Origin of the sequence: Acetobacterium wieringae (genome assembly GCF_023700225.1) — a bacterium.
Lineage (GTDB): Bacteria > Bacillota > Clostridia > Eubacteriales > Eubacteriaceae > Acetobacterium > Acetobacterium wieringae.
Genome location: NZ_CP097897.1, coordinates 978,467 through 999,230, shown reverse-complemented (window position 1 = coordinate 999,230; position 20,764 = coordinate 978,467). Strand labels below are relative to the sequence as shown.

The 20,764-nt window shown below is 45.9% G+C and carries 16 protein-coding genes; 1 reads left to right on the top strand and 15 read right to left on the bottom strand.

The genetic code is table 11. The annotated features are described in order from the left end of the window. Positions 1-9: 9 nt before the first annotated feature. The 11 genes from ispG to CHL1_RS04875 form a co-directional block, all read right to left on the bottom strand. Positions 10-1,074, bottom strand: a complete 1,065-nt coding sequence (ispG, locus tag CHL1_RS04925) for a flavodoxin-dependent (E)-4-hydroxy-3-methylbut-2-enyl-diphosphate synthase (protein WP_175440952.1) — start codon at positions 1,072-1,074, stop codon at positions 10-12. 9 nt (positions 1,075-1,083) lie between these two features. After that, positions 1,084-1,878, bottom strand: coding sequence for a M50 family metallopeptidase (locus tag CHL1_RS04920; protein WP_070371869.1), 795 nt, complete (start codon positions 1,876-1,878; stop codon positions 1,084-1,086). Positions 1,879-1,886: 8 nt separating this feature from the next. Beyond that, positions 1,887-2,771: a phosphatidate cytidylyltransferase gene (locus CHL1_RS04915; RefSeq protein WP_250934938.1), complete on the bottom strand. Its 885-nt coding sequence runs from the start codon at positions 2,769-2,771 to the stop codon at positions 1,887-1,889. Continuing rightward, entirely contained in the window at positions 2,755-3,465 is a 711-nt protein-coding gene (locus tag CHL1_RS04910; protein ID WP_070371868.1) for an isoprenyl transferase, read from the bottom strand. Before CHL1_RS04910 ends, CHL1_RS04915 begins: the two co-directional genes overlap by 17 nt. Before the next feature lie 386 nt (positions 3,466-3,851). Beyond that, a complete protein-coding gene (locus CHL1_RS04905) occupies positions 3,852-4,496 on the bottom strand; it encodes a helix-turn-helix transcriptional regulator (RefSeq protein WP_070371867.1) in 645 nt (214 codons plus the stop codon). A 118-nt stretch (positions 4,497-4,614) separates the two neighbouring features. Next, the gene (locus CHL1_RS04900; RefSeq protein ID WP_070371866.1) at positions 4,615-4,998 is read right to left on the bottom strand and encodes a Rid family detoxifying hydrolase; all 384 of its coding nucleotides are present in this window, start codon (positions 4,996-4,998) and stop codon (positions 4,615-4,617) included. A 105-nt stretch (positions 4,999-5,103) separates the two neighbouring features. Beyond that, positions 5,104-5,742 (bottom strand): ABC transporter ATP-binding protein, encoded by a 639-nt coding sequence (locus CHL1_RS04895; protein WP_070371865.1) that lies wholly within the window; start codon positions 5,740-5,742, stop codon positions 5,104-5,106. Further along, positions 5,727-6,440, bottom strand: coding sequence for an ABC transporter permease (locus tag CHL1_RS04890; RefSeq protein WP_242871622.1), 714 nt, complete (start codon positions 6,438-6,440; stop codon positions 5,727-5,729). Before CHL1_RS04890 ends, CHL1_RS04895 begins: the two co-directional genes overlap by 16 nt. Positions 6,441-6,489: 49 nt before the next feature. Beyond that, positions 6,490-7,194, bottom strand: coding sequence for an ABC transporter substrate-binding protein (locus CHL1_RS04885; protein ID WP_250934937.1), 705 nt, complete (start codon positions 7,192-7,194; stop codon positions 6,490-6,492). Next, complete coding sequence (locus CHL1_RS04880; protein WP_250934936.1) at positions 7,187-7,489, bottom strand: hypothetical protein; 303 nt, start codon at positions 7,487-7,489, stop codon at positions 7,187-7,189. Before CHL1_RS04880 ends, CHL1_RS04885 begins: the two co-directional genes overlap by 8 nt. Positions 7,490-7,497: 8 nt before the next feature. Beyond that, positions 7,498-7,743 carry a TM1266 family iron-only hydrogenase system putative regulator gene (locus CHL1_RS04875; protein WP_250934935.1) on the bottom strand — a complete coding sequence of 82 codons (246 nt, stop codon included), beginning with the start codon at positions 7,741-7,743 and terminating at the stop codon, positions 7,498-7,500. Between the two features lie 476 nt (positions 7,744-8,219). On the opposite strand from CHL1_RS04875, the gene CHL1_RS04870 reads away from it, so the two are divergent. After that, positions 8,220-9,986: a S8 family serine peptidase gene (locus CHL1_RS04870; protein ID WP_070371860.1), complete on the top strand. Its 1,767-nt coding sequence runs from the start codon at positions 8,220-8,222 to the stop codon at positions 9,984-9,986. A gap of 75 nt (positions 9,987-10,061) precedes the next feature. Here the strand turns inward: CHL1_RS04870 and CHL1_RS04865 are convergent, their stop codons facing one another. The 4 genes from CHL1_RS04865 to CHL1_RS04850 all read right to left on the bottom strand — a co-directional run bounded on the left by CHL1_RS04865 (position 10,062) and on the right by CHL1_RS04850 (position 20,727). Continuing rightward, on the bottom strand, positions 10,062-10,859 hold the full coding sequence (locus CHL1_RS04865) for an ABC transporter permease (RefSeq protein WP_250934934.1): 798 nt from the start codon (positions 10,857-10,859) through the stop codon (positions 10,062-10,064). Continuing rightward, positions 10,856-13,531 (bottom strand): ABC transporter permease, encoded by a 2,676-nt coding sequence (locus CHL1_RS04860; protein ID WP_250934933.1) that lies wholly within the window; start codon positions 13,529-13,531, stop codon positions 10,856-10,858. The genes CHL1_RS04865 and CHL1_RS04860 overlap by 4 nt, the downstream gene beginning before the upstream one ends. A 169-nt stretch (positions 13,532-13,700) precedes the next feature. Then, positions 13,701-17,393 (bottom strand): helicase-exonuclease AddAB subunit AddA, encoded by a 3,693-nt coding sequence (addA, locus tag CHL1_RS04855; RefSeq protein WP_070371858.1) that lies wholly within the window; start codon positions 17,391-17,393, stop codon positions 13,701-13,703. Then, positions 17,377-20,727 carry a PD-(D/E)XK nuclease family protein gene (locus CHL1_RS04850; RefSeq protein ID WP_070371857.1) on the bottom strand — a complete coding sequence of 1,117 codons (3,351 nt, stop codon included), beginning with the start codon at positions 20,725-20,727 and terminating at the stop codon, positions 17,377-17,379. Before CHL1_RS04850 ends, addA begins: the two co-directional genes overlap by 17 nt. Positions 20,728-20,764 lie beyond the last annotated feature (37 nt).

Here is a 20,764-nt window from a genome sequence, read left to right as displayed (position 1 = left end):
GATCTCGCCTCACATTTTTTCTATTTCATCCATTAACACCGAGATAATTTCATCCTCGGCAATGCTTTTTATTATTTCACCCTTTTTAAATAATACTGCTTTATTTTTTCCGCCAGCAATGCCAATATCCGCGGCCTTGCCTTCCCCGGGGCCATTGACAATACAACCCATCACCGCAACCTTGATGTTTTTTTCAACGGTTCGCAGCTGCTTATTAATTTCTTCGGCGATACCGATCAGATCAATTTCAGTGCGGCCACAGGTGGGGCAGGAGATCACTTCAACCCGGGGTCGACGGCCAGTGTATAAGCCAATGTCGCTGAGAATATCCCGGGCAACCTCGATTTCTTCCCGGGGATCACCAGTGATTGACACCCGCAGGGTATCCCCCAATCCATTGAGAAGCAGATAGCCGATGCCCAGAGCGGATTTAACCGCCGAGCTGCGCAGGATTCCGGCCTCAGTGATCCCCAGATGGAGTGGATAATCATAACTTTTAGAAAATTGTTCATAGGATTCGATGGTGAAGCGCACATCCGAAGCCTTCATCGAAACCACCATATTATCAAAGCCAGCATCTTCCAGAATCTGGATGTGGCGTTGGGCTGACGCGACCATCCCGGCCGGGGTGGCCTGACCCCCGTTTTTTATCAGGATTTCTTTTTCCAGGGAACCGGCATTGACGCCAATCCGGATCGGGATGTCCCGTTCAGTGGCCATGGCAACAATTTCCCGGATGCCCCGTTCCGAACCGATATTCCCTGGATTGATGCGCAACTTATCAACCCCATTTTCCATGGCACTTAAAGCCAGTCGATAATCAAAATGAATATCCGCCACCAGGGGAATACCGATGCCCTTTTTAATCCCAGCAATCGCTCTGGCAGCCGCTTCATCAGGTACAGCCACCCGGACAATCTCACAGCCACCAGCTTCCAGACTATTAATCTGGGCAATCGTCGCTTCGATATTTCTGGTATCGGTATTGGTCATTGACTGGATGGCAATAGGGTTTTCACCACCAATGGCTACCCCGCCGATGTTGACCACCCGGGTCTTTTTTCGTATTTTCATATCCCTCTCCTATGCCGCCAAACGCATGACATCATTCACAGCAATCAGAATTGCCAGGGCAATCAAGGCGATAAAACCAAAATAATTGATCTTCATTTCCAGTTCGGGACTGAGTTTCCGGCGCACCACCATTTCAATCAAAATAATAAAGATCCGTCCGCCATCCAGCGCTGGCAATGGAAACAGGTTGATGATCCCCAGATTGACACTGAGCATGGCAGTAAAGGCCAGTAAAATAATCAGTCCGCTCTGTAAAAAGGTATCCACCATCGATACCATGCCAATCGGACCAGCCAGTTGATCCAGACCCACCTGGCCGGTAAACAACATCCCAAAGCTCTGAAAAATCAGACCGGAAAACCGCCAGGTGTTTAAAAAGGCCGTGCCGATGGCATCAAAGACATTGGTATGACCGGTAAACAGGGCCACCACAACCAGGCAAACCACTGCAAAAATGATGTTCATCGCCGAACCGGCCACCAGTACCAGCAGCTTTTGGCCCCGGCTTTTGGCTTCATAACTGCGGGGATCAATAGGGATATTGGGATCTCTGGGAATCAGGTTTCCGTCTGTATCAAATTCCGGTTCTTCACCCCGCATTTTACAAAAACCACCCACCGGAAAGGCCCGAATTGTGAACAGGGTTTCTTTGCCCTGTCGGCCAAACAGTTTTGGCCCCATGCCAATGGCAAACTCTTCGACAAAGATGCCAGTTTTTTTGGCAACCATAAAATGTCCCAGTTCATGCACAATCACCAGGACACATAAAATCAGTAGTGTAATCAGGATGGTATAGAGATTCAAATTTTCACCTACGCAATGCCAATGGTTAGTTTGGCAAAAATATAAATTAGCGGAATAATAAATAGGATACTGTCAAAGCGATCCAAAATTCCGCCATGACCGGGCAGGATGGTGCCAAAATCTTTTATTTTGGCCTTTCGCTTAATCATCGAGGCGGTTAAATCGCCACACTGTCCGGCGATGCTGCCAAAAACCCCAACAACCAGATATAAATACCAGGGCAACACAAAACTGAAATAGGAGCTCAGAATGGTGCCGTAAAGAATGGTACATAAGGTCGCAACGACTACACCACCGACTGAACCGGCGATGGTTTTTTTGGGACTAATCAAAGGCGCAATTTTACGGTTGCCAATTGATTTGCCGATAAAATATGCCGCTGTATCAGTTGTGAACGCAATCACAAAAATCAGCCACATATAGTAGGGCCCTTTATTAACCGTTTCAAACAAAAACAGGTGACCAAACATAATCGGCACATAAATAAGTCCCATCAGGGTCGCACTGCCACGCTCAATTCCCGCATTTCCAGATAGGATTTCATAACAGAAAATAATGATAAAGGCTACCAGCAGAACCGGCATCAGAAAGTAATAATCCAGCTTAATGGTCACCATCAGCATCACCGTCAGAATAATCATTAAAACCACATTCATTTTTGGCCGTATCATTTTATTGATGGCACGGGTATATTCCATTGTTCCGACAAATGCCAGGATTGACACGCCGACAACCAGGATAAACCCTCCGGTATAGAGTATAAAAATAAGCAACGGCAGACCAATGACCCCAGTCCAGATTCGGGTTTTCATAGAGCTCTTTTCAGCCCGTCGATTTTCAGCCAGTGCCCGTTCTGCCCGACGACTCTCAAGACTGCTACTCGGCCGATCCATAGCGCCGATTCCTTTTCTGATAATTTTTAATCATTTCATAATAGACGTCGACTTCAAAATCAGGCCAATAAACGTCTGTAAACATAAATTCGGAGTAGGCCATCTGCCACAGCATAAAATTGCTAAGCCGGCTTTCCCCACCGGTCCGAATCAACAGATCTGGATCTGGTTGACCTTTGGTGTAAAGTTGATCACTGATGTGCTGTTCTGTCACGGCTTCCGGATCAATCCTCTGAGCGATCAGTGCTTTGACGGCATGAAGAATTTCATCTCTGCCACCATAATTCAGGGCAATATTTAACACCAGCCCAGTATTTTCTGCGGTGGTGCTCATAGCCTTTACAGCGGCTTCTCTGACTTTTTTTGCCAGTCCATTTACGTTGCCGATGACATTAATTTTAACATTGTTTTGATGGAGTTCGCCAACTTCTTTATGAAAATACTCAACCGCAATATTCATCAGTCCATCAACTTCTTCGGGACTCCTTTTCCAATTCTCAGTTGAAAAAGCATACATAGTAATTATTTTTATTCCAGCATCAGAGGATGCCCGGACAATTTTCTTCAATGTCTTCATGCCAGCATTGTGGCCAAATAACCGGGGCCGATTTTTCGCCTTCGCCCAACGGCCATTACCGTCCATGATTATGGCTATATGTTCCGGCAGATTATCGCTATTTAACTGACTCGTCATATTGCACCTCTATTTCTCTTATATTTAGGCAATTGTTTTCTTGTTTGTAATATCAATATTATATGCTATTTTAAAAGATTTGTAAATTCTCTCACCTGGAGCTCAATTGAAACAAGATTTCCTTAAGACTCAATTCTCCATCTTCATAACAGCTTTTTCTCCGTCAAAAAAGGAAAAACCTCAGGCTAAGCCTGAGGTCTTCCTGGAAATTATTGTGAAAATGAGAATTATTGATATCAATATAACATCTTTCAGGCAAAAAGTAAACGATTAAATAAAAATAATTTTATTTTTATTCTGATTAAGAATAACCTTAACCATTTTAACGTTGCGTTTATCATTTTAACCGTTACCCATAGAATTAAAATCGTCGCTGCTTACTATAATCATTTTTTTGTTGCTGAAAGATAACGATACAGAGTCGGCACCGATACCCCCATACACTTGGCCAAATACCAGACCGTGCCCTTAACCGAAAAAGTACCCATCTCATTGAGTTTTCCGACCAGTTCAATTTTTTCATCCTTGGATAAAGACTTCAGTTTTTTCAACAGATCCCGGGAGATGTGATTTAAATTATTGTCGACCAATTCTTTGACATCAATGTTTATTTTATCCGGGCCTTTTTCTTGTTCAGCGGTCTCTACGAGCGGTGGCCGGATCATCTTATCCAAGAGTTCTCTGGCGGCAATTAAGTCCTGGCAATCCGAGTTGATACAGATCATCCCGATTAAAACGTCATTTTCATCCTTAATAAACCATGATGCCGATTTAATTGATTCTTTCTTCTTGAATTTTTTGGGATCATTGTTCATATAGGGTACTTTTTTGTGCACTTCACTTCTGAGAATTCTCAGATTCGTTTCAGTAATCGGATCACCAACCTTCCGACCGCTGATATGGCCATTGCGAATCGCAATCACGGAATGATGCCAGTCCGTCAGATCATGAAGTACCACTTCCGTATTATCGCCCATAAAATCGGCTAAAAAATCTACCAGTGACACATAGTTCTGCAATTTTTTGTTCAAACTTCCCCTCGCTTTTTTCATCGTCACATTCAGTCAATAAGATACCCATGATCATTTGCCGAAACGGCATGACCATGGGCGTTTAAATTATTCGATCTGTTTTTCAGCATTAGTAATCTTATTTTACAGCAATGGCTTCAATTTCGAAAAGTGCTGCCTTGGGCAAAGCCGCTACCTGCATACAGGAACGGGCAGGATACTCTGCCTGGCCTTCAAAGAATTCGGCATAAATGTCATTGACCACCCCAAAATCAGCCATATTTGCCAGAAACACCGTGGTTTTAACAATATCGCTCCGACTGAATCCAGCCTCTTCCAAAACAGCATTCAAATTGTCCAAACCTCGTTTAGCCTGCTCCGCTACGCCTTCTGCCAATTCACCGGTTTCCGGAATCAGACCCAACTGACCCGACGTGTATAAGGTATCCCCCACTAAATAAGCGTGTGAATATGGCCCTACTGCCGCCGGGGCTTTCTTCGCAATTATTGCTTTTTTATTCATATTGACTTCTCCTTAAATTAGTTTTTTGCCTATCGATTCAGTTTAACATACGACTTAACAATTTTCACCAGGTAACTCCATTCAATTTAAATATTTTGATTACAATCAAACCCGGATTTCTCTGCTGAGCAGCTGAACCGGTTTGTCAGAAAAGGTCAACACTTCCTGAGCCAAGCGACTGATTTCATCTTCATTGTGACTGACAAAAATCACCGTCCGTTTGTCTTGGGCCCAGATCTTTGAAAAATCGTCGATCAAACGATTTTTAAGCGCACAGTCCAGACTGCTAAAGGGTTCATCCATCAGCAGCAATTCGGAAGGGTATAAAAACGCCCGGGCAATCGAAACCCGCTGGCGCATCCCACCACTGAGTTCCGAAGGATAATGGTCTCCCACCGTTGCCAGACCTACCAATTCCAGCATCGCATCGATGTCGGCATCATGAAGACTCGGCTTCTTAATCGATTTTTCTTTAAAGACAAAGCGCAGATTTTCCCGTACGGTTCGCCAGGGCAGCAAGCGGGGCTCCTGAAAAATATACGAGATCGACTGAAAGTTAATTCCTGCTATGGTTCCACAATCAGGTTGTTCCAGACCACTACAAAGATTGAGTAGGGTGGTTTTGCCAGCCCCGGAGGGCCCGAGAATGCCAGTTATTTTATTTTTTTTAATCACCAGATTGAAGTTCTCAAAAATAGTCTCTGCCCCATATTTTTTACTGAGGTTTGTTATGACAATGGACATTGGCCCTCCTCCTTTCGATTATTTCCAATCACATGGAGGGTGATCTTTTCAATGGCAAGGCTACAGATCACGATGACAAGTGTCCAGGAAAACAACAAATCGGTTTCCAGATATATTTTGGCATAATACAGATTCATCCCGATGGATGGCAAGGCATTGGCCAGGACTTCAGCGGTAACGGTAACCTTCCAGCCCAGACCGATGGCATTCATCAGTGCTGAAACCGCAAACGGTTTAACCGATGGTATATAAATATCCCGGATTATTTTAGTTTGATCGACATTATAAATTTTAGCCATCTCCAACAGCTTTTTATCGGTGGTTCTCACCCCCTGTACCACATTAGTCCAAGTGACTGGAAAACAGATCAGAAAGGTGACTACTAGCGGTACCACCCCCGAGGCAATCCACAAATTAATCAGAATAATCACCGAAACCACGGGCAACGATTTGATGGTACTGACAAACGGATTCATGATCTCATAAAAAGCTTTGTTGAGTCCGCCAGCCAGACCCAGCACCAGACCCAGCGCCACTGAAATAAAAACCCCTCCGAAAACCCGTAGCAGGGTTGCCCCGATACTCACAAAAAACTCAAAATCCCCTGCCAGGATAATCACACCTTCAAGGGTTTTAAGCGGCGATGGCAGCACCAGTGGGCTATCGACCCACCAGGCTGCCAGGGCCCAAAGAAGCACCCAAAAAATGGCGACTCCTATTTTTTTTATGATCCTATTGAACGGTCTTTTATTTTCCAAGAACGTAGAACTCTTCACCAGGAACTTTTCCTCCAACAGCTTTTGGTTCAAAACCGGCTAATATGGTGTAGTATTCATTTAAAGACTGCTGAGCCTCTTTAACTGGAATAAAGACAATATTACAATTGGGAATCGCTTTCTCAGCCAGGGACGCATCGGTCATGATCCCAGCTGCCACAATATTTTTCGCCCCTTCGGCCGGGTTCTCATTGACTGAATCAATTGAGGCTTCGTAGGCTTCTAGGAATTTCTTTAGTACCTCAGGGTTCGCTTCAGCCCACTCTTTATTAACAACCAATGTTGTCATTTGCAGTTGCGAACCGTTGCTGGTCGCTTCCCAGGCTTCTGACATATCCACAGCGATTTTGATATTCGGTTTTTTTGTTGTAATCGTCGTCACAAACGGTTCCGGAATCATCGCAATGGTGGCCTGTCCAGCCGCCAATTGTGTGACTGCTTCACTGTGTTCCGCCACATAATTAATAGTGACATCAACACCTGGTATCAAGCCATTTTTTTCCAGTAAGTAATTCAGCACATATTCCGGGGTTGAGCCCTGTCCGCTGGCAACAATGGTTTTTCCTTTTAAATCAGCAATACTGGCTACCCCAGCGGTTTCATCAGCAACGATATAAAGCACGCCCAAGGTGTTGACCGATCCCAGAACAACCTGTCCCTCAGTTTTATTAAACAACACTGCGCCCAGGTTGCTGGGCAGGGCGGCCCAGCTGAAATTCTCCGCTGATCACACTGGCCGTCAGTTGATCCGGTGCACCGGCCACAGTAAATTCGGTGGTCACATTTTCTCCCAGATTGACGCCGTTAACAATCATTTCGGCCATTCCCATTCCAGTTGGTCCTGCCAGAGTTCCAACCTTAACAGTTTGTGGTTCTGCTGGCTTTGCCTGACAAGCAGTAAAAGACAGGATCATCCCCATCATCAAGCCAGCCAGCACAATCATTTTCTTTGTGTTCATTTTTTTAATCATTTTCTTCTTCATCCTTTACTAAAACTCTTTTTTGAAACAGTTAATTTTGAATGCACTTCTTTTAATTTACCCAACTGACCGTTTAAAGAATTTATCTCGTCCATATTACCGCATAAGGTGACGCAAACAATGGAGATGCCTTTATCCGAAAGTGGTAAGCCCATCCGACCAATGACCAGCGATTGATAGGATGCAATAATCCGATTAAACGCTTCCTGAACTTCCTGTGGATTTTCTAAAATTGCAGTTAGCACCGCTACACGTTCGATGTTCGATCACTCCTTTCAAATTACTCAAAAAAACTTCCTGTTAAACAGGAAGGCAGCAATAAAACAATCTGCTGATGCAGATTTGAATTTTAAACTAATTCCTTCCAAATCAGAACTTCTTTTTTGTCAGGTAAACACATTCAATTGTAATCATTTTAACATTTATATAGTTTATTTAAAAGAAAAAGAAGCTGTAAAAATTCGATTTTCGATTCATATTTCGAAAAATACCGGCTTGCGTATTGATGCTTCTTTTCTTTTGATGAAACGACAGTTCGTCTTAATAAACCAATTCGCAAGCCAGGCTTATAAATTTCAAAATCATCCCTCATTTCGACTTCATTATGCAGTAAAAATAAGGTAATCACGGGATAATTGTGCTACAATTATTTTATAAGTATTTTGAGTTGTTACTCTGAATTCGTGTTGTGGCAACTAGATAAATATCCAAGGAGAGTTCCATGAAACCAAAAACGAAACACCTACTGTGTTTGTTTAGCATTGTGCTGTCAATGTTTTTTCTGCCAGCCCCAATCCTAGCCAATGAATCAACTAAAACAGTTGCTATAAACAATCCCAGTGAAGTGAGTGGGGAAGCGCAAATGACTATCAATACCCTGTCCGAAATTCCTGATGTGGACAGCACCGGAAACATCGATTCGCAGGTCGTAATCATTTACAAAAATACCAGTCCCTTAAATGTTCAAAGTCTGTCTTTATCGACCAATGAGGTTGTCTCCGGCGAAACGATCTCAGATCGAGTTGATGTTTTAGAGGTAAAAAGCGATGTCGACATCGATGCCTTTATTAAAACCATCAATGAAAACCCCAATGTTCTGGTGGCCGATCGCAATTGTATCTTAAGAACCTATGACCTGCCAAACGATCCGTATGTAACCGATGGGAGCGCCTGGCAGTTTGTAAGCATTGGCGCTGATCAAACCTGGGATCAGGTAGCCAATTCTGAAACCGTTGGTATCGCTGTTTTAGACACCGGTTTAAATACCAGCCATCCCGATCTGGTTGGCCGAATCATTGCCGGTTATGACTATGTCAACAAGAGCGATGCGGTAACGGATCAAGATGGTCACGGTACCCTGGTCAGCGGTTTTATTGCCGCTACTGCCAATAACGGCATCGGTCTTTCTGGTGTCGCTGGCACCGCCAATATAAAGATTGCCCCCTACCGGGTCGGAACCAAGGGTCTCTCGGTGGCCAATATCTGCGCTGCTCTGATGGATGCTGCTGATCGCTCTGATATTAAAGTCATTAATATGAGTTATGGCGGTTATGAATACAATAACAGCGAGGCTGCCGCTATTGCATACGCAAAAGACCGGGGCAAGGTTCTGGTTGCAGCAGCCGGAAATGAGGGAGAACCAACAGATCCGGAGGCCGGACTCCCTTCTTATCCAGCTTCCTACGATGGCGTTATTTCGGTGGCCGCTACCACTCGAACCAATGAGCGGGCTACCTTCTCCCAGTATAACAGCATGGTCGATCTGGCTGCTCCTGGTGAAAATGTCTATACGACCTCAATTTCTAATGGTTACAAAAGCGACAGTGGCACCTCTTTCTCTGCTCCGATTGTTGCCGGTGCCTGCGGCGTGTTGCTGGCTGCCAACGGTGATTTAAGTGCCCGCGATGTCGAAACGGCTCTGACAAGCACTGCGCTTGATCTGGGTGATCCTGGCAAAGATGATGCCTTCGGTTATGGTTTAATCCAGTTGGATCAGGCCTTACAAAAGGTTGTCACGGATAAACCTTTATCGGTCTTATATAAAACCCATATTCAAAATCTTGGCTGGGAACCGCTCTTTAAACGAAATGGCGAGCTCAGCGGCACTTCCGGTTTAGGTTACCGCCTGGAAGCCATTCAAATTCTCTTGGATAATCCTGGCTACGACCTGGGTATTGCCTATCACACCCATATCCAGGACATCGGCTGGCAGGATTGGCGTTATGACGGCGAGCTCAGCGGTACGTCCGGAGCAGGATTACGGCTGGAAGCCATTCAGATTAAACTCACCGGCGCCGATGCCAATCAATTTGACCTCTACTACCGTACCCATGTTCAAAATTTGGGCTGGCTGAGTTGGGCAGCTAACGGCGAACAATCCGGCTCCTCCGGCTACGGCTACCGCCTGGAAAGCATTGAGGTAAAAGTTGTTCCCAAAGGAACCCCCTTTGATACCTCCGGCGATTCGTTTATCACTAATCCGGTATAAAACACCCCCACAGATTGACAACAAATTTAAAGCCGACTGAAAATTTAAAACTTTCAGTCGGCTTTTTTGTCCAAATTATTCAATTGATTTGAGTGATTCCACCATGCTGATTCGCTTGATCAGTGGGGTCATTAGAATATTAACTATAAAGGTAAAAGCCAGTGTAAAGACCACCGAGTAAATAAAACTGGTTGGCTCAATTTCCCGGGCAAACATGGCAATATCGGTTTCCACGGTGTTGATGATAAACCCATCCAGCAGAACGCCTAAGAATAAACCAACCACGATCCCAATCGCCGAAAGGACAATGTTCTCCCGAAAAATATATTTGTATACTTCCATGTCATAGAAACCCAAGACCCGGATGGTGGCAATTTCCCGGACCCGTTCCGAAATATTTATGTTGGTGAGATTATAAAGCACCACCGCTGCCAACGCCCCCGCCGAAATAAGCATCACAACGACTACAATACTCAAACTGCTGAGGCTGTCTGATGATGATTTAACAATGTTTCCGGTAAAGTTCACTGCCACCACCCCATCTTTGGCCAGCCACTCATTGGCAATGGCATTTTCCAGGTCGGTATTGGTATCGGGAATATTAACGTAGGCCATATTCACCATCAATGGGTTTCCAAAGGCTTTTTCATAAACGGCTGGCGATAAGTAAAGATAATTTTCCAGATAATTTTCGGTGATGGCACCTAAAACCACCTCGTGACTTTCGTCATCATTGTAAATCCGGATCGTGTCCCCGACCTTAAGTCCCAGACTATTGGCAACTTTTTCCGATAAAACAGCACCAGCCGCTTCCAGATTAATGGCTTCTCCAGAACTTCTGTCCTGCAGGTGAATAAAATGATCAATCTTCATGCCGCTGTTTCCGGTACAAACAGATAGGCAGCTTTACCACTCTCCGTTCCCGCTTTTTCAATGGTCATCTTGGACTGATGGGCCAGCATATTTTCACCAAAACGGCTATCACTATCCAGCATTTTTTTGAAATTGGCTTTTTCGGCCAGCGTTCCTTCATTTTTTAAAGCCATGTAGCCATCAAAAACGGTAATGTTCTCAAACTGCCGGGGGATCATCGAGAAGATTGCATCCTGAAGCCCGAACCCGGCTAGAATCAGGGCCGTGCACCCGGCGATCCCAATCACGGTCATAAAAAATCGACCCTTGTAACGCAGCAGATTACGGGCAGTCACTTTTTCAATAAAACCCAATCGTTTCCAGATAAACGGAATGCTTTCCAGAAAAATTCGTTTTCCGATTTTAGGAGCCTTGGGGCGCATCAACTCCGAAGGGTGTTCTTTGAGCTCATAATGGGTAACAATCACCGCCGCCGCCACGGTGCAGGAAATCGCAATTAAACAGGAAACGATAATCGGCAACCAGGGCGGTGCAATGACTAAATCGGGCACCTGATAAAGCAGACCATAGGCACTGGAAATTAGATACGGCAGCGTATTGATCCCGATAATTAAACCAATTGCAGAACCAATGCTACCTGCTAATAAGGCATAGATAAAAAACTTCGAGCCGATCTGATAATGCCGGTAACCCAGCGCTTTCAGAGTTCCAATCTGGGTTCGCTGTTCTTCTACCATCCGGGTCATGGTGGTAAAAGACACCAGCGCTGCTACCAGTAGAAAAATAAGGGGAAAGACCCCGGAAATATTATCAATCCGCTGGGCATCCTCACCATAGCTGGTATAGCCGGGGTTATCATCACGGTTGAACAGATACCATTTTCCAAATTCCAGATCGCCGATTTTCGCCTCTGCTTTGGCCAGCTCATTGGCTGCATTGGCCAGTTCGGCCTCACCCTCGGCCCGTTTCTGAACCAGCTGGGCTTCGCCATCAGCTAGCTCCCCCCAGCCAGCCTCTAATTTGGCCTGAGAAGCAATCAGGGTTCCCAGTCCCTCTTCCTTGCCCGCCTCGAAGGCAGCAATCCCGGCATTGAGCTGTTTCTTACTGTCGGCCAGTTTTGTCCATCCGGCCGACAACTGATTCTCACCATCGATTTTGGCCTGGGCCAGAGCAGCTTCTGCCTGGGGTAGCGTCGCTTCCAACTCGGCCAGCTGGATTCGCATCCCGTTTAGCTGGGCCTGAAAAGCATAAATATCATCGATCCCCTGCTGGATCTGATCTCTTCCAGCGTAAGCCTGGGATAAGCCCGCTTCGACTCCGGCAATCTGGCTGTTGATCTCAGCCAGTTGGGCTTCTAACGCAGCCAGCCGTTCCTGATAATCTGGAGCAGTCGGATCCAGGCTCTCAATCTGGCCTTCAACTCCGACCTGCAGCGCTTTAAGGTTTGCCAAGGCACTTTCACCCTGGGTAATCTGGTTTTCCAGCTCAGCCAGCTGAGCTTCCAAGTCCGGCAGTTGACCTGAAGGATCCTGCGCTTCCATTTGAGCAATACCGCTTTTTAACTCACTGATACCCTGGCGCAAGGTTTCCAGTTGGGCTTCCCCTGCCGCCAGTTCCTGTTTTAAGGTCGCGGCGCCATTAATCAGCTGAGCTTCACCCTGAACGATCTGATTCCGGGCATCATCAAGCTGAGCCTGAGTCTGAGCGATGGTGAAGTAATACTCATCCCAGCCAGCACTGAGGGCTGCCTCGCCATCAACCAACTGGTTTCTGGCATCAGCCAAGCTAGCCTCACCTTGGGCGATCCCCGCATTAAATTGGGCTACCCCATCGTTGTACTTGACCCGGCCCTTATCCAGTTCAGCCTGAGCCTTGTCCATAATATCGCTGTAATTGATTTCCAGTTGTTCGATTCCCAACGCTTCCAGCTTATTTTCCAGGCTAACGATGGCTGACGCATATTCATCAGAATAGGGCTTAACCCCATCGACACTGGCCTGAGACAGGAGATAAACTTCAGTAAAACGTTCAAAGGCGAAATTTTCAACCGGAATGAACCCATAATAATCGACCTCCCCTCGACCAACCGAGGTACTGCCCCGCTCGATGGAAACAAACTGGGGTGATCGGACAAAACCGACGATGGTGAATTGATCCCGTTTGATCGACTCGGAGAGGGCTTTATCGCCGACCTCCGGGAATAACTTAATGACTTCGCCCAGTTGATAAATATGGCTGGAAACCCCCATGCCTTTATCTTCCTGGGGCTGTTCCATCAGTATTTCTCCGGCGTTTTCCGGCAACCGCCCAGCCACCAGGACTGGCTGATTAAGGGTCTGATCCCTTTGGAAAGCCATCATTTTAATGACCGGTCGCTTGTCGCCCCGCTCAATGATTACATCTGCCGAATAGCTGGGCATTACGGTTGCCACCCCCGGGGTGTTCTTGATGGCCTCCACATCGGCTGGCAAAAAGCCATAGGTGGAAACCAGCCGCATGTCCATCAGTTGCTGGTTCTGATAGTACTCACTGACTGTGTGTTTCATGCTGGGGCCGGTTGTTTTAACCCCCACAAAAAAACAAATCCCCAGAGCAATAATGGCAACGATCGATAGAAAACGGTTCCTGGATTTTTTTATTTCTCTGAGTGTATCTTTTTGCAATGCTTTCATTGGACTGTCCTTTGTTATCATTATTTTATGTCCAACTCTGCCACCAATCGTACGTTAATATAATCTAGCTAAGTTAACTGCTAAGGCAAAGTAGAACCTGTTTATTTTTAATATTTTACCATGTTTTGATTAAGAAAACACCCAATTACGGGTAAAATAATTCGACCGCTCAGGGAATGCTGAGCGCTTCGTTCATGGTAATCAACGCGATTATTTTTTCCCCCACCGGAATTCCGGTTAATTCTGCCAGGGCTTGGGCATACAGATTGATCTGCGTTTCATAGCCATTAATGATCTCCTGGCGGGTATCTTTTAAATAATCTGTTTTATAATCGATGATCACCCATTGATTGGCTTCAATAAAGGCACAGTCAATAATTCCCTGAACAATGATCTTTTCAGAAATTCCCGCCCACTCTGCTCGTATTGCTGCCGGTGGGTAAGCAAAGTTAAACGGTATTTCCCGCCTGATTGTTTCAGCTGACAATAACCGGAGCCCCAGAGCTGAGGTATAAAACCGAACCAGGTTATCAATGCAGATGGTTCGGGCCAAAGCTTCTGGCAGAAATTCTTTTTGAATCAGGATTTCAATCTGGTTTGCCAGATATTTTTTTAGAAAGACCGACAGGGTCAGCTGGCCATTATTTAGCAATTCATCCCGAATCGGTTTTAAATCGACCACTTCCATCAACAGATGGAGGGCCGATCCCCGTTGCGCAGCGGTGAAATCCGTCTGTTTTTGTTCCAGAAATTTTGGTTTCTCCTGTTTTGGAGTAATCGTTCCAAATCGTTTAGTCGGATCTGTCAAATCGCTTTTCTGATACGTTTTAACTTCGGTCACACTCATCTTACTGGGTAGTTCGTTCTCCGCTTTGGCCGGATAGCTAAAATCCAGGCGCTGGTAAATAGCCTCCCGGTCGGCCTGTGAAATGTAACGTGTTGCCTTATCTACTACTGCTTTCGGATCATCCCTCCCCGAATCATTCACTAGTGACCGATCAGCTGAATTCTGCTTGATTTCCGTGTTTTCGGTAAACCGATCAGCCTGATGATATACAATGCTAAAATCATCCAGCTCCCGATTGGACAGCGCCGGATCCCGGCCCGCCAATACGCCCATCATCACCCAATCCAGCAAACTGGCGGCATTGAGAAGGTGGTATTCGTCCGACTCGTTGTACCATTTTTGCCAGGCTTTTTCACAGTTCTTCACTGTTCCAACGATCACCAGCTTTTCTTCAGCTCGCGTCATCCCCACATACAGCAGCCGCATTTCTTCAGAAAGCATTTCGATGTTACTTTGGGCCTTGCAGACCTCCTTGGCCAGCGAATTATGTTTGTAGCGTTTTTCCAAATTGACATAGTCCGGGCAGATCCCCAGCTCTTTATGGAATAACACCTGGGCATAATTACTGCGCTTATTAAAGCCTTTTCCGATTCCGGTAAGAAAAACAATCGGAAATTCAAGCCCCTTACTTTTATGAATCGTCATCAGCCGAACCACCGCCTGATCATTACCAACCAGGGCTGGCGGCGAAATATCCTGTTTGTATTTCTTCATATTTTCAACAAAGCGGATGAATTGATACAAACCCTTGAGGGTCGATTTTTTATAATCGCCAGCCCGCTTCAACAAAATCCGTAAATTGCACTGCCGCTGTTCACCACCGGGCAAGGCCCCGACAAAAGCATAATAACCGGATTCCAGATAAATTTTCCAGAGAAAATCTTCCACTGGCATCAGCTTGGATTGATCGCGCCATTTTGTCAGTTTTTGATAAAAGGCAGCCAGTTTTTGCGCCAGCTCGTCAGCTTCAGTCTGAGCATAGGCTTCCGCAGCCTGATAAAAAAATCCCTGAGGATGGGCAATCCGCAGCCGGGTACATTCGGTGGTGGTAAAATTGCCGATCGGTGAGGTCATAATACTCAGTAGCGGCAAATCCTGATGCTGATTGTCCATCAGGTTCAGCAAGTTTAGAATCATCGTGATTTCCAGCGACTCGTAATAATTGGTACCGCCGTCGAAATAGGTGGGAATCCCCATTTCGCTGAAAACTTTGAGATAGACATCTCCTCTTCCGACAACACTGCGCATCAGCACTCCAAAATCACCATAACCGATGACACGTTCCTGATTATGGCGAGTATCAAAAAAGGTTGTGCCAACCAACGCTTGAATTTGCCTGGCCACAAAACGGGCCTCCACTTCGACAGCCGTCAGATTTTCCTGTTCCACTTGATCAAAAGCCTCACGATCACCATCCTCGGTTTCCTGCTGCTGCTCTTCAATGATATGGATCTCGGTTTTTTGATAGGGCCCTTCATGGGGCAGACCCTTGTTAAGCCGAGCCTGTTCATCATAATTGACTTCCCCCAGTCCGGCACTCATGACTTTCTCAAAAACAGCATTGACGCTGTTGATCACCCCCTGGGCTGATCGGAAATTCTGATTAAGGGTCACCAGACGATTATTGGGGTCTTCATCCCGACCAAAACGTTCATACTTGCCGATAAAAATAGTTGGATCAGCCAAACGAAAGCGGTAGATGCTTTGTTTAACATCCCCGACCATAAAATAATTATTATCCCGAACAATTTGCTGGAGGATGGTTTCCTGCATTTCATTGGTGTCCTGATATTCATCCAGAAAAATATAGCGATAGCGGGAGCGAACCTCTGCCGCCACATCCGGATCCATCAGAATCTTAAGGGTCAGCTGCTCCAGGTCATTGTAATCGACGAGGTTTTTCCGGGCTTTCTGGGCCTGAAAGGCCGCCCAAAATTTTTCGGTCAGTGCCACCAGATCGGCCATCGGTTTTTTCAGATCATTAAGCTCCTGAACCATCTCCTCCAGATTGATGGCAAAACGTTTCTGCAGTTTTGCGATACAGCTCTTGGCTTCATCCCGATATTTTTTGATTTGCTCATTATGTTCCTTATTCTCTTTGGCCGACCCTTTAAAGCGTTCATAGCTAAGATTTTTTAACGCTTCCAGCCCCGCAACCAGATCGTCTTGTAGCGCTTTTTTTAGGGAATTTAGCATCGCCTCTTCACTTATCATCTGCTCATGGGTTTTCTCAAAACCGGCAGCAGCGCTGAGGTCTCTGGCTTTAATGGCGGCATCCATGGCCCCCTGAAGCTCGGTTTTAATTATTTTTTTCAAGGCCTTACCCCACACCGATGTTTTCAGGCTTTTCTGATCGCAATCAAACAATGTCAAGGCCTGACGACTCCAGCTCCCGGGATTTGGCTGGGTGGCCAGAAAACGGTAGAGGGTTTCCACTGTGTCTTTTAATGCCTGATCATTTTTATTGCCACTGTATTTTTCGATCAGATCCAAAAAATCGATATCCCGATCATTTTGTTTCTGATTTATTTCCTGGCTCTGCTCGGACGCTTCTGAATCTCTCCGGGCGATGGCTTGCTGGTATTCTTCTTCAAAGACCTCTTCCAGAGCCTCTTTTTGCATCAATGCCATTTCCGTATCATTGCCAATGGCAAAACCCGGGTCAATGTCACCCTTATGAAAATATTGGCGTAAAACGCTAAGACAAAAAGAATGCAGGGTGGAAATGGAAGCCCCCCCTAAACTATTTATTTGCTTCATTAAAAAGCTGCGGTCATTTTTGGGGTTTTCCAGTTCCCGGGCCAAAGCCTGACTCAGACGATTTTTCATTTCGCCAGCAGCCCCCCGGGTAAAGGTCAGAATGAGCAGCTCATCAACACCAACCTTTTCTTCCAGAATAATGCGTATAATCCGCTGGATCAGCAGTGCTGTTTTACCTGATCCGGCGGCAGCAGAAACCAACATGTTGCTTTCCCGGTTTTCGATTGCTTCTAACTGATCACTGGTCCACTTCATTGCCTTCTCCTTCCCGGATTAGTGTAAAGAACTGTTCTTTTTTCATCGCTGATTTCAGCACCTCATACCCGCCCTGGCTGATCGCCTCGTCAAACTGGCAGATGCCTTTGTAATCGCAATACTGACAGGCATAGTCTGCACCTTTTTTATAGGGCCGGATCTTTATATCACCCTGATAAATATTTTTAATTTGACGGATTACGGTTTTTCGGACGTAGTCGATAATGTCCGTAAATTCGTCCTGTTTAAGTTTGAATTCCGACCGGTATACTGGCAAAATGTCCGATGTTTTAGCATCAGCATCATGATCCATGGCGGCAATGACCAGATCATCATCCAACAGCAGCCCATTAAGCTTAAAGGACTTGTTAATGGCTGCCTGAACATTCTCGCCAAAATCCAGCCGAGGCATCGGATCATCCACATAAAAGTAGAAGGTTCCACCAGGCAGGATCTCCTCAGCCGGGATAACGGTCATCGCCCCGTCGAGATAGACCAGCAGTTGGAGCGAAAGACCATAATAAATGTCATCGTAACCCAGTTTCTTACTGCCAGTTTTATAATCAATCACCTTGACCCAGGTGTGGCCGTCTTTTTGATAGAGGTCCAACCGGTCAATTTTGCCGTAAATTTTGACCTCACCCAGTTTGGCATCCGGTAGGCTTAACTCCTGTTCAAAGCAGAACTCAGTAGCCTGGGGTTCAAAATCCCCGGCACACAGTTGTTGCACCAGAATGTCAATCGACTTTTTACCCACCCGTTCCAGTTTTTTGCCTAAATACTGGTTTTGGCCAGTGCTGTTAAAAACATTGGTTTTGATCTGCGGCAGGCAGCTTTCCAGCACCTCTTCCAGCAGGGTATCCCGTTTGATTTTTGGCAGGGTACGCAGATCAAGTTGCTGCTCCCGTACAGCCCTAAAAAAACCGTCAATCAGTTCATGAAGCAGGGTACCAATTTCTGGCGCTGCAATCGTATAAATAGGCCGCCCCTCCGGTTTTAAACCATATCGGACATAATGGGAAAAGGGGCATTGACGGTGGGTTTCCAATCGGGTAATACTGGTTCGCAGATTTTTACCGTAAAGCGCAGCAGCCTCTGTTCCGGTCATGGCCTGAGAAACTCCGGCATAGTTCAGGGCCTGCATCAGATTGTCAATGTTTTTTCGGTAGGCCGGATTGTTTTGATACCAGTCTAGTACTTCTGCCCACAGTACCCTTTCCTGCTGGGTCGCACTAGACTCGGTCTGGCTTTTACGGAGGTAATTGACCAGGTGCCACAGGGTCGCATCGGGAGTACTGAGGCTGTTCCAGAACGCTGCTACCCCATCAGTAAGGGTTGAGATGATCTCAATTGTCGGAAAGATTCCCAGAATCTGGCTGACCAGAATACTGGGCTGCTGACTGTTGCCTTCCAGATCGGCTAAAGCCCAATGGAGGACCAACCGGGACTGTGGTTTTGTCAACAGATCATAAACCAGAAACCGTTCCTGATCCATCTGAAAACTGCGATTGTTTTGCAGCCAGATCTGGTTCGCCCCAAGAATCTGCCGTTCCAGATCTGAAAAAAGATTGGGCTCGCTCCCAGCGCCGGGAATTTTACCTTCGTTCAGACCAAAAACAATCAGAACCTCAAAAGCCGAGCTACGACTCCGGCGTAGATCAGTGATGCTGACATAGTCCCGATAGGGTGGAATAATCCCCAACTGATAGCCCTGAAATCCGCTTTTTAAGATCCGCAAATATTCTTCACCAGTCACTTCATCACTTCCCATGGTTTCGACAATCTGATCAAAGACTTCCATTAGAATATTCCAAATCTGGTGATAAATCTCCATCGCTTCATAATTTTGTTCCTGTAAAAGTTGTTCCACCAGGGCCTCAATTTTTTCCGGGGTTTTGATTGTGACCAGAAATTCATAGAGGGTTCGGGTATAATCCTGGCAGGTTTGTCCAGCCTTGAGCGCTGCTTTGAGCTGAGCCAGGGGAGTAATTAGTTTAACCCGCAACGCATTCAGACTTACAAGTTCCAGAGCCGAATTCTGGCTGATTTTGGAAAATTCCTGCTCCCATTGTTTGCCCCGGATGCCAAACTCCAAAGCATAGTTTTCCAGATCTTCACATTCAGACAGGGAAATCGGTGAAAACCCGGTTTTAACAAAACCAATAACATCATCAAGCCGGTAGTTACTCTGGATCGCCTCCAACGCTGTCACCACTGCTTCAACCAGATGATTATCGCCAATGGCCCGCAGATCATCCATGAAAAAGGGAATCTGATATTGCGCAAAAATGCGCTTAATAATGCTGCCGTATTCGTCCAGATCACCGGCCAGAACCACTATATCACGAAAGGACAGCCCCTCTTCCCGGATCAACTCAAGAATCGTGTGGGCACCCATTTCCACCTCTTCCCAGGTATTCTGGCATTGGATCAAGCTGATTTGATGGACTGCTTCCAGGTATTTCAGCTTGGGATAGGCAAAAAGATTGGCTTCGAGGTGAGCAAGCTCCGGTTTTTTTTGATGCACACTAGAAATCTTTTCTACCTTAAATGAAACCTGGGCCCGAGCCCCGATTGCTTTGATGGCGTCCATGGTAGTGGCTGTTAAGTGAAACACTTCTAGATCCCTGGCAACGGGATTGGGATCCCAGGGCAAGGCAATATGGATTTCTGTGGCTGTTTCCAGCAGATTTCCAATCATCCGGTAATCCTGGGCTGAGAAATTCTGAAAACCATCAATCCAGATTTCACTATCTTTAAGAAATTCTGCCGTTGGTATTTTTCCGCAAACAAAATTACGTAAGTCTTCTTCGTCTTTACGATCATTTCCCAATAATTCCTGAAAATGGCGATAGATTTTAATCACATCTCCCAATTTTTGAGGCATGATCCCCTGATTCAGGCGCTTTCTCGTTTCTTCCAGATTTTCCGGTGAGATCTCATTCTGCTTAAGCTCACCAATCAGATCTGCTATGTTTAGCAGAAAACCGGGTTTCTTCACGCTCGATCGATAAATGGTTAATTGTTCCTGAATGTCTCCCAGGGTTTTTTGCAGCAGCATATTTTTACCGTGGCTGTCCATATAGGTCTTGGTCAGTCCACCGGTTTCCTGAAGCACCCGATTTTCCAGCCGTTTGGGACTCAGCACTTCGACATCAAGCAACCCGGACAACCGATTGGCCTTGATCAGGGCTTCTTCGGCACCCAGCGTAAACTGCTCCGGTACCACTAAATATAGCTTTTCTTTACCTGCATCCAGGGCTGCACCAATCTGGCGATAGACTTCCTCACTCAAACGCTGAGATTGCCGGCCGACGATCATTGTAATTCCCATCCGTTTTTCCTTTCTGAATTTCTCCCTCTTAATTATC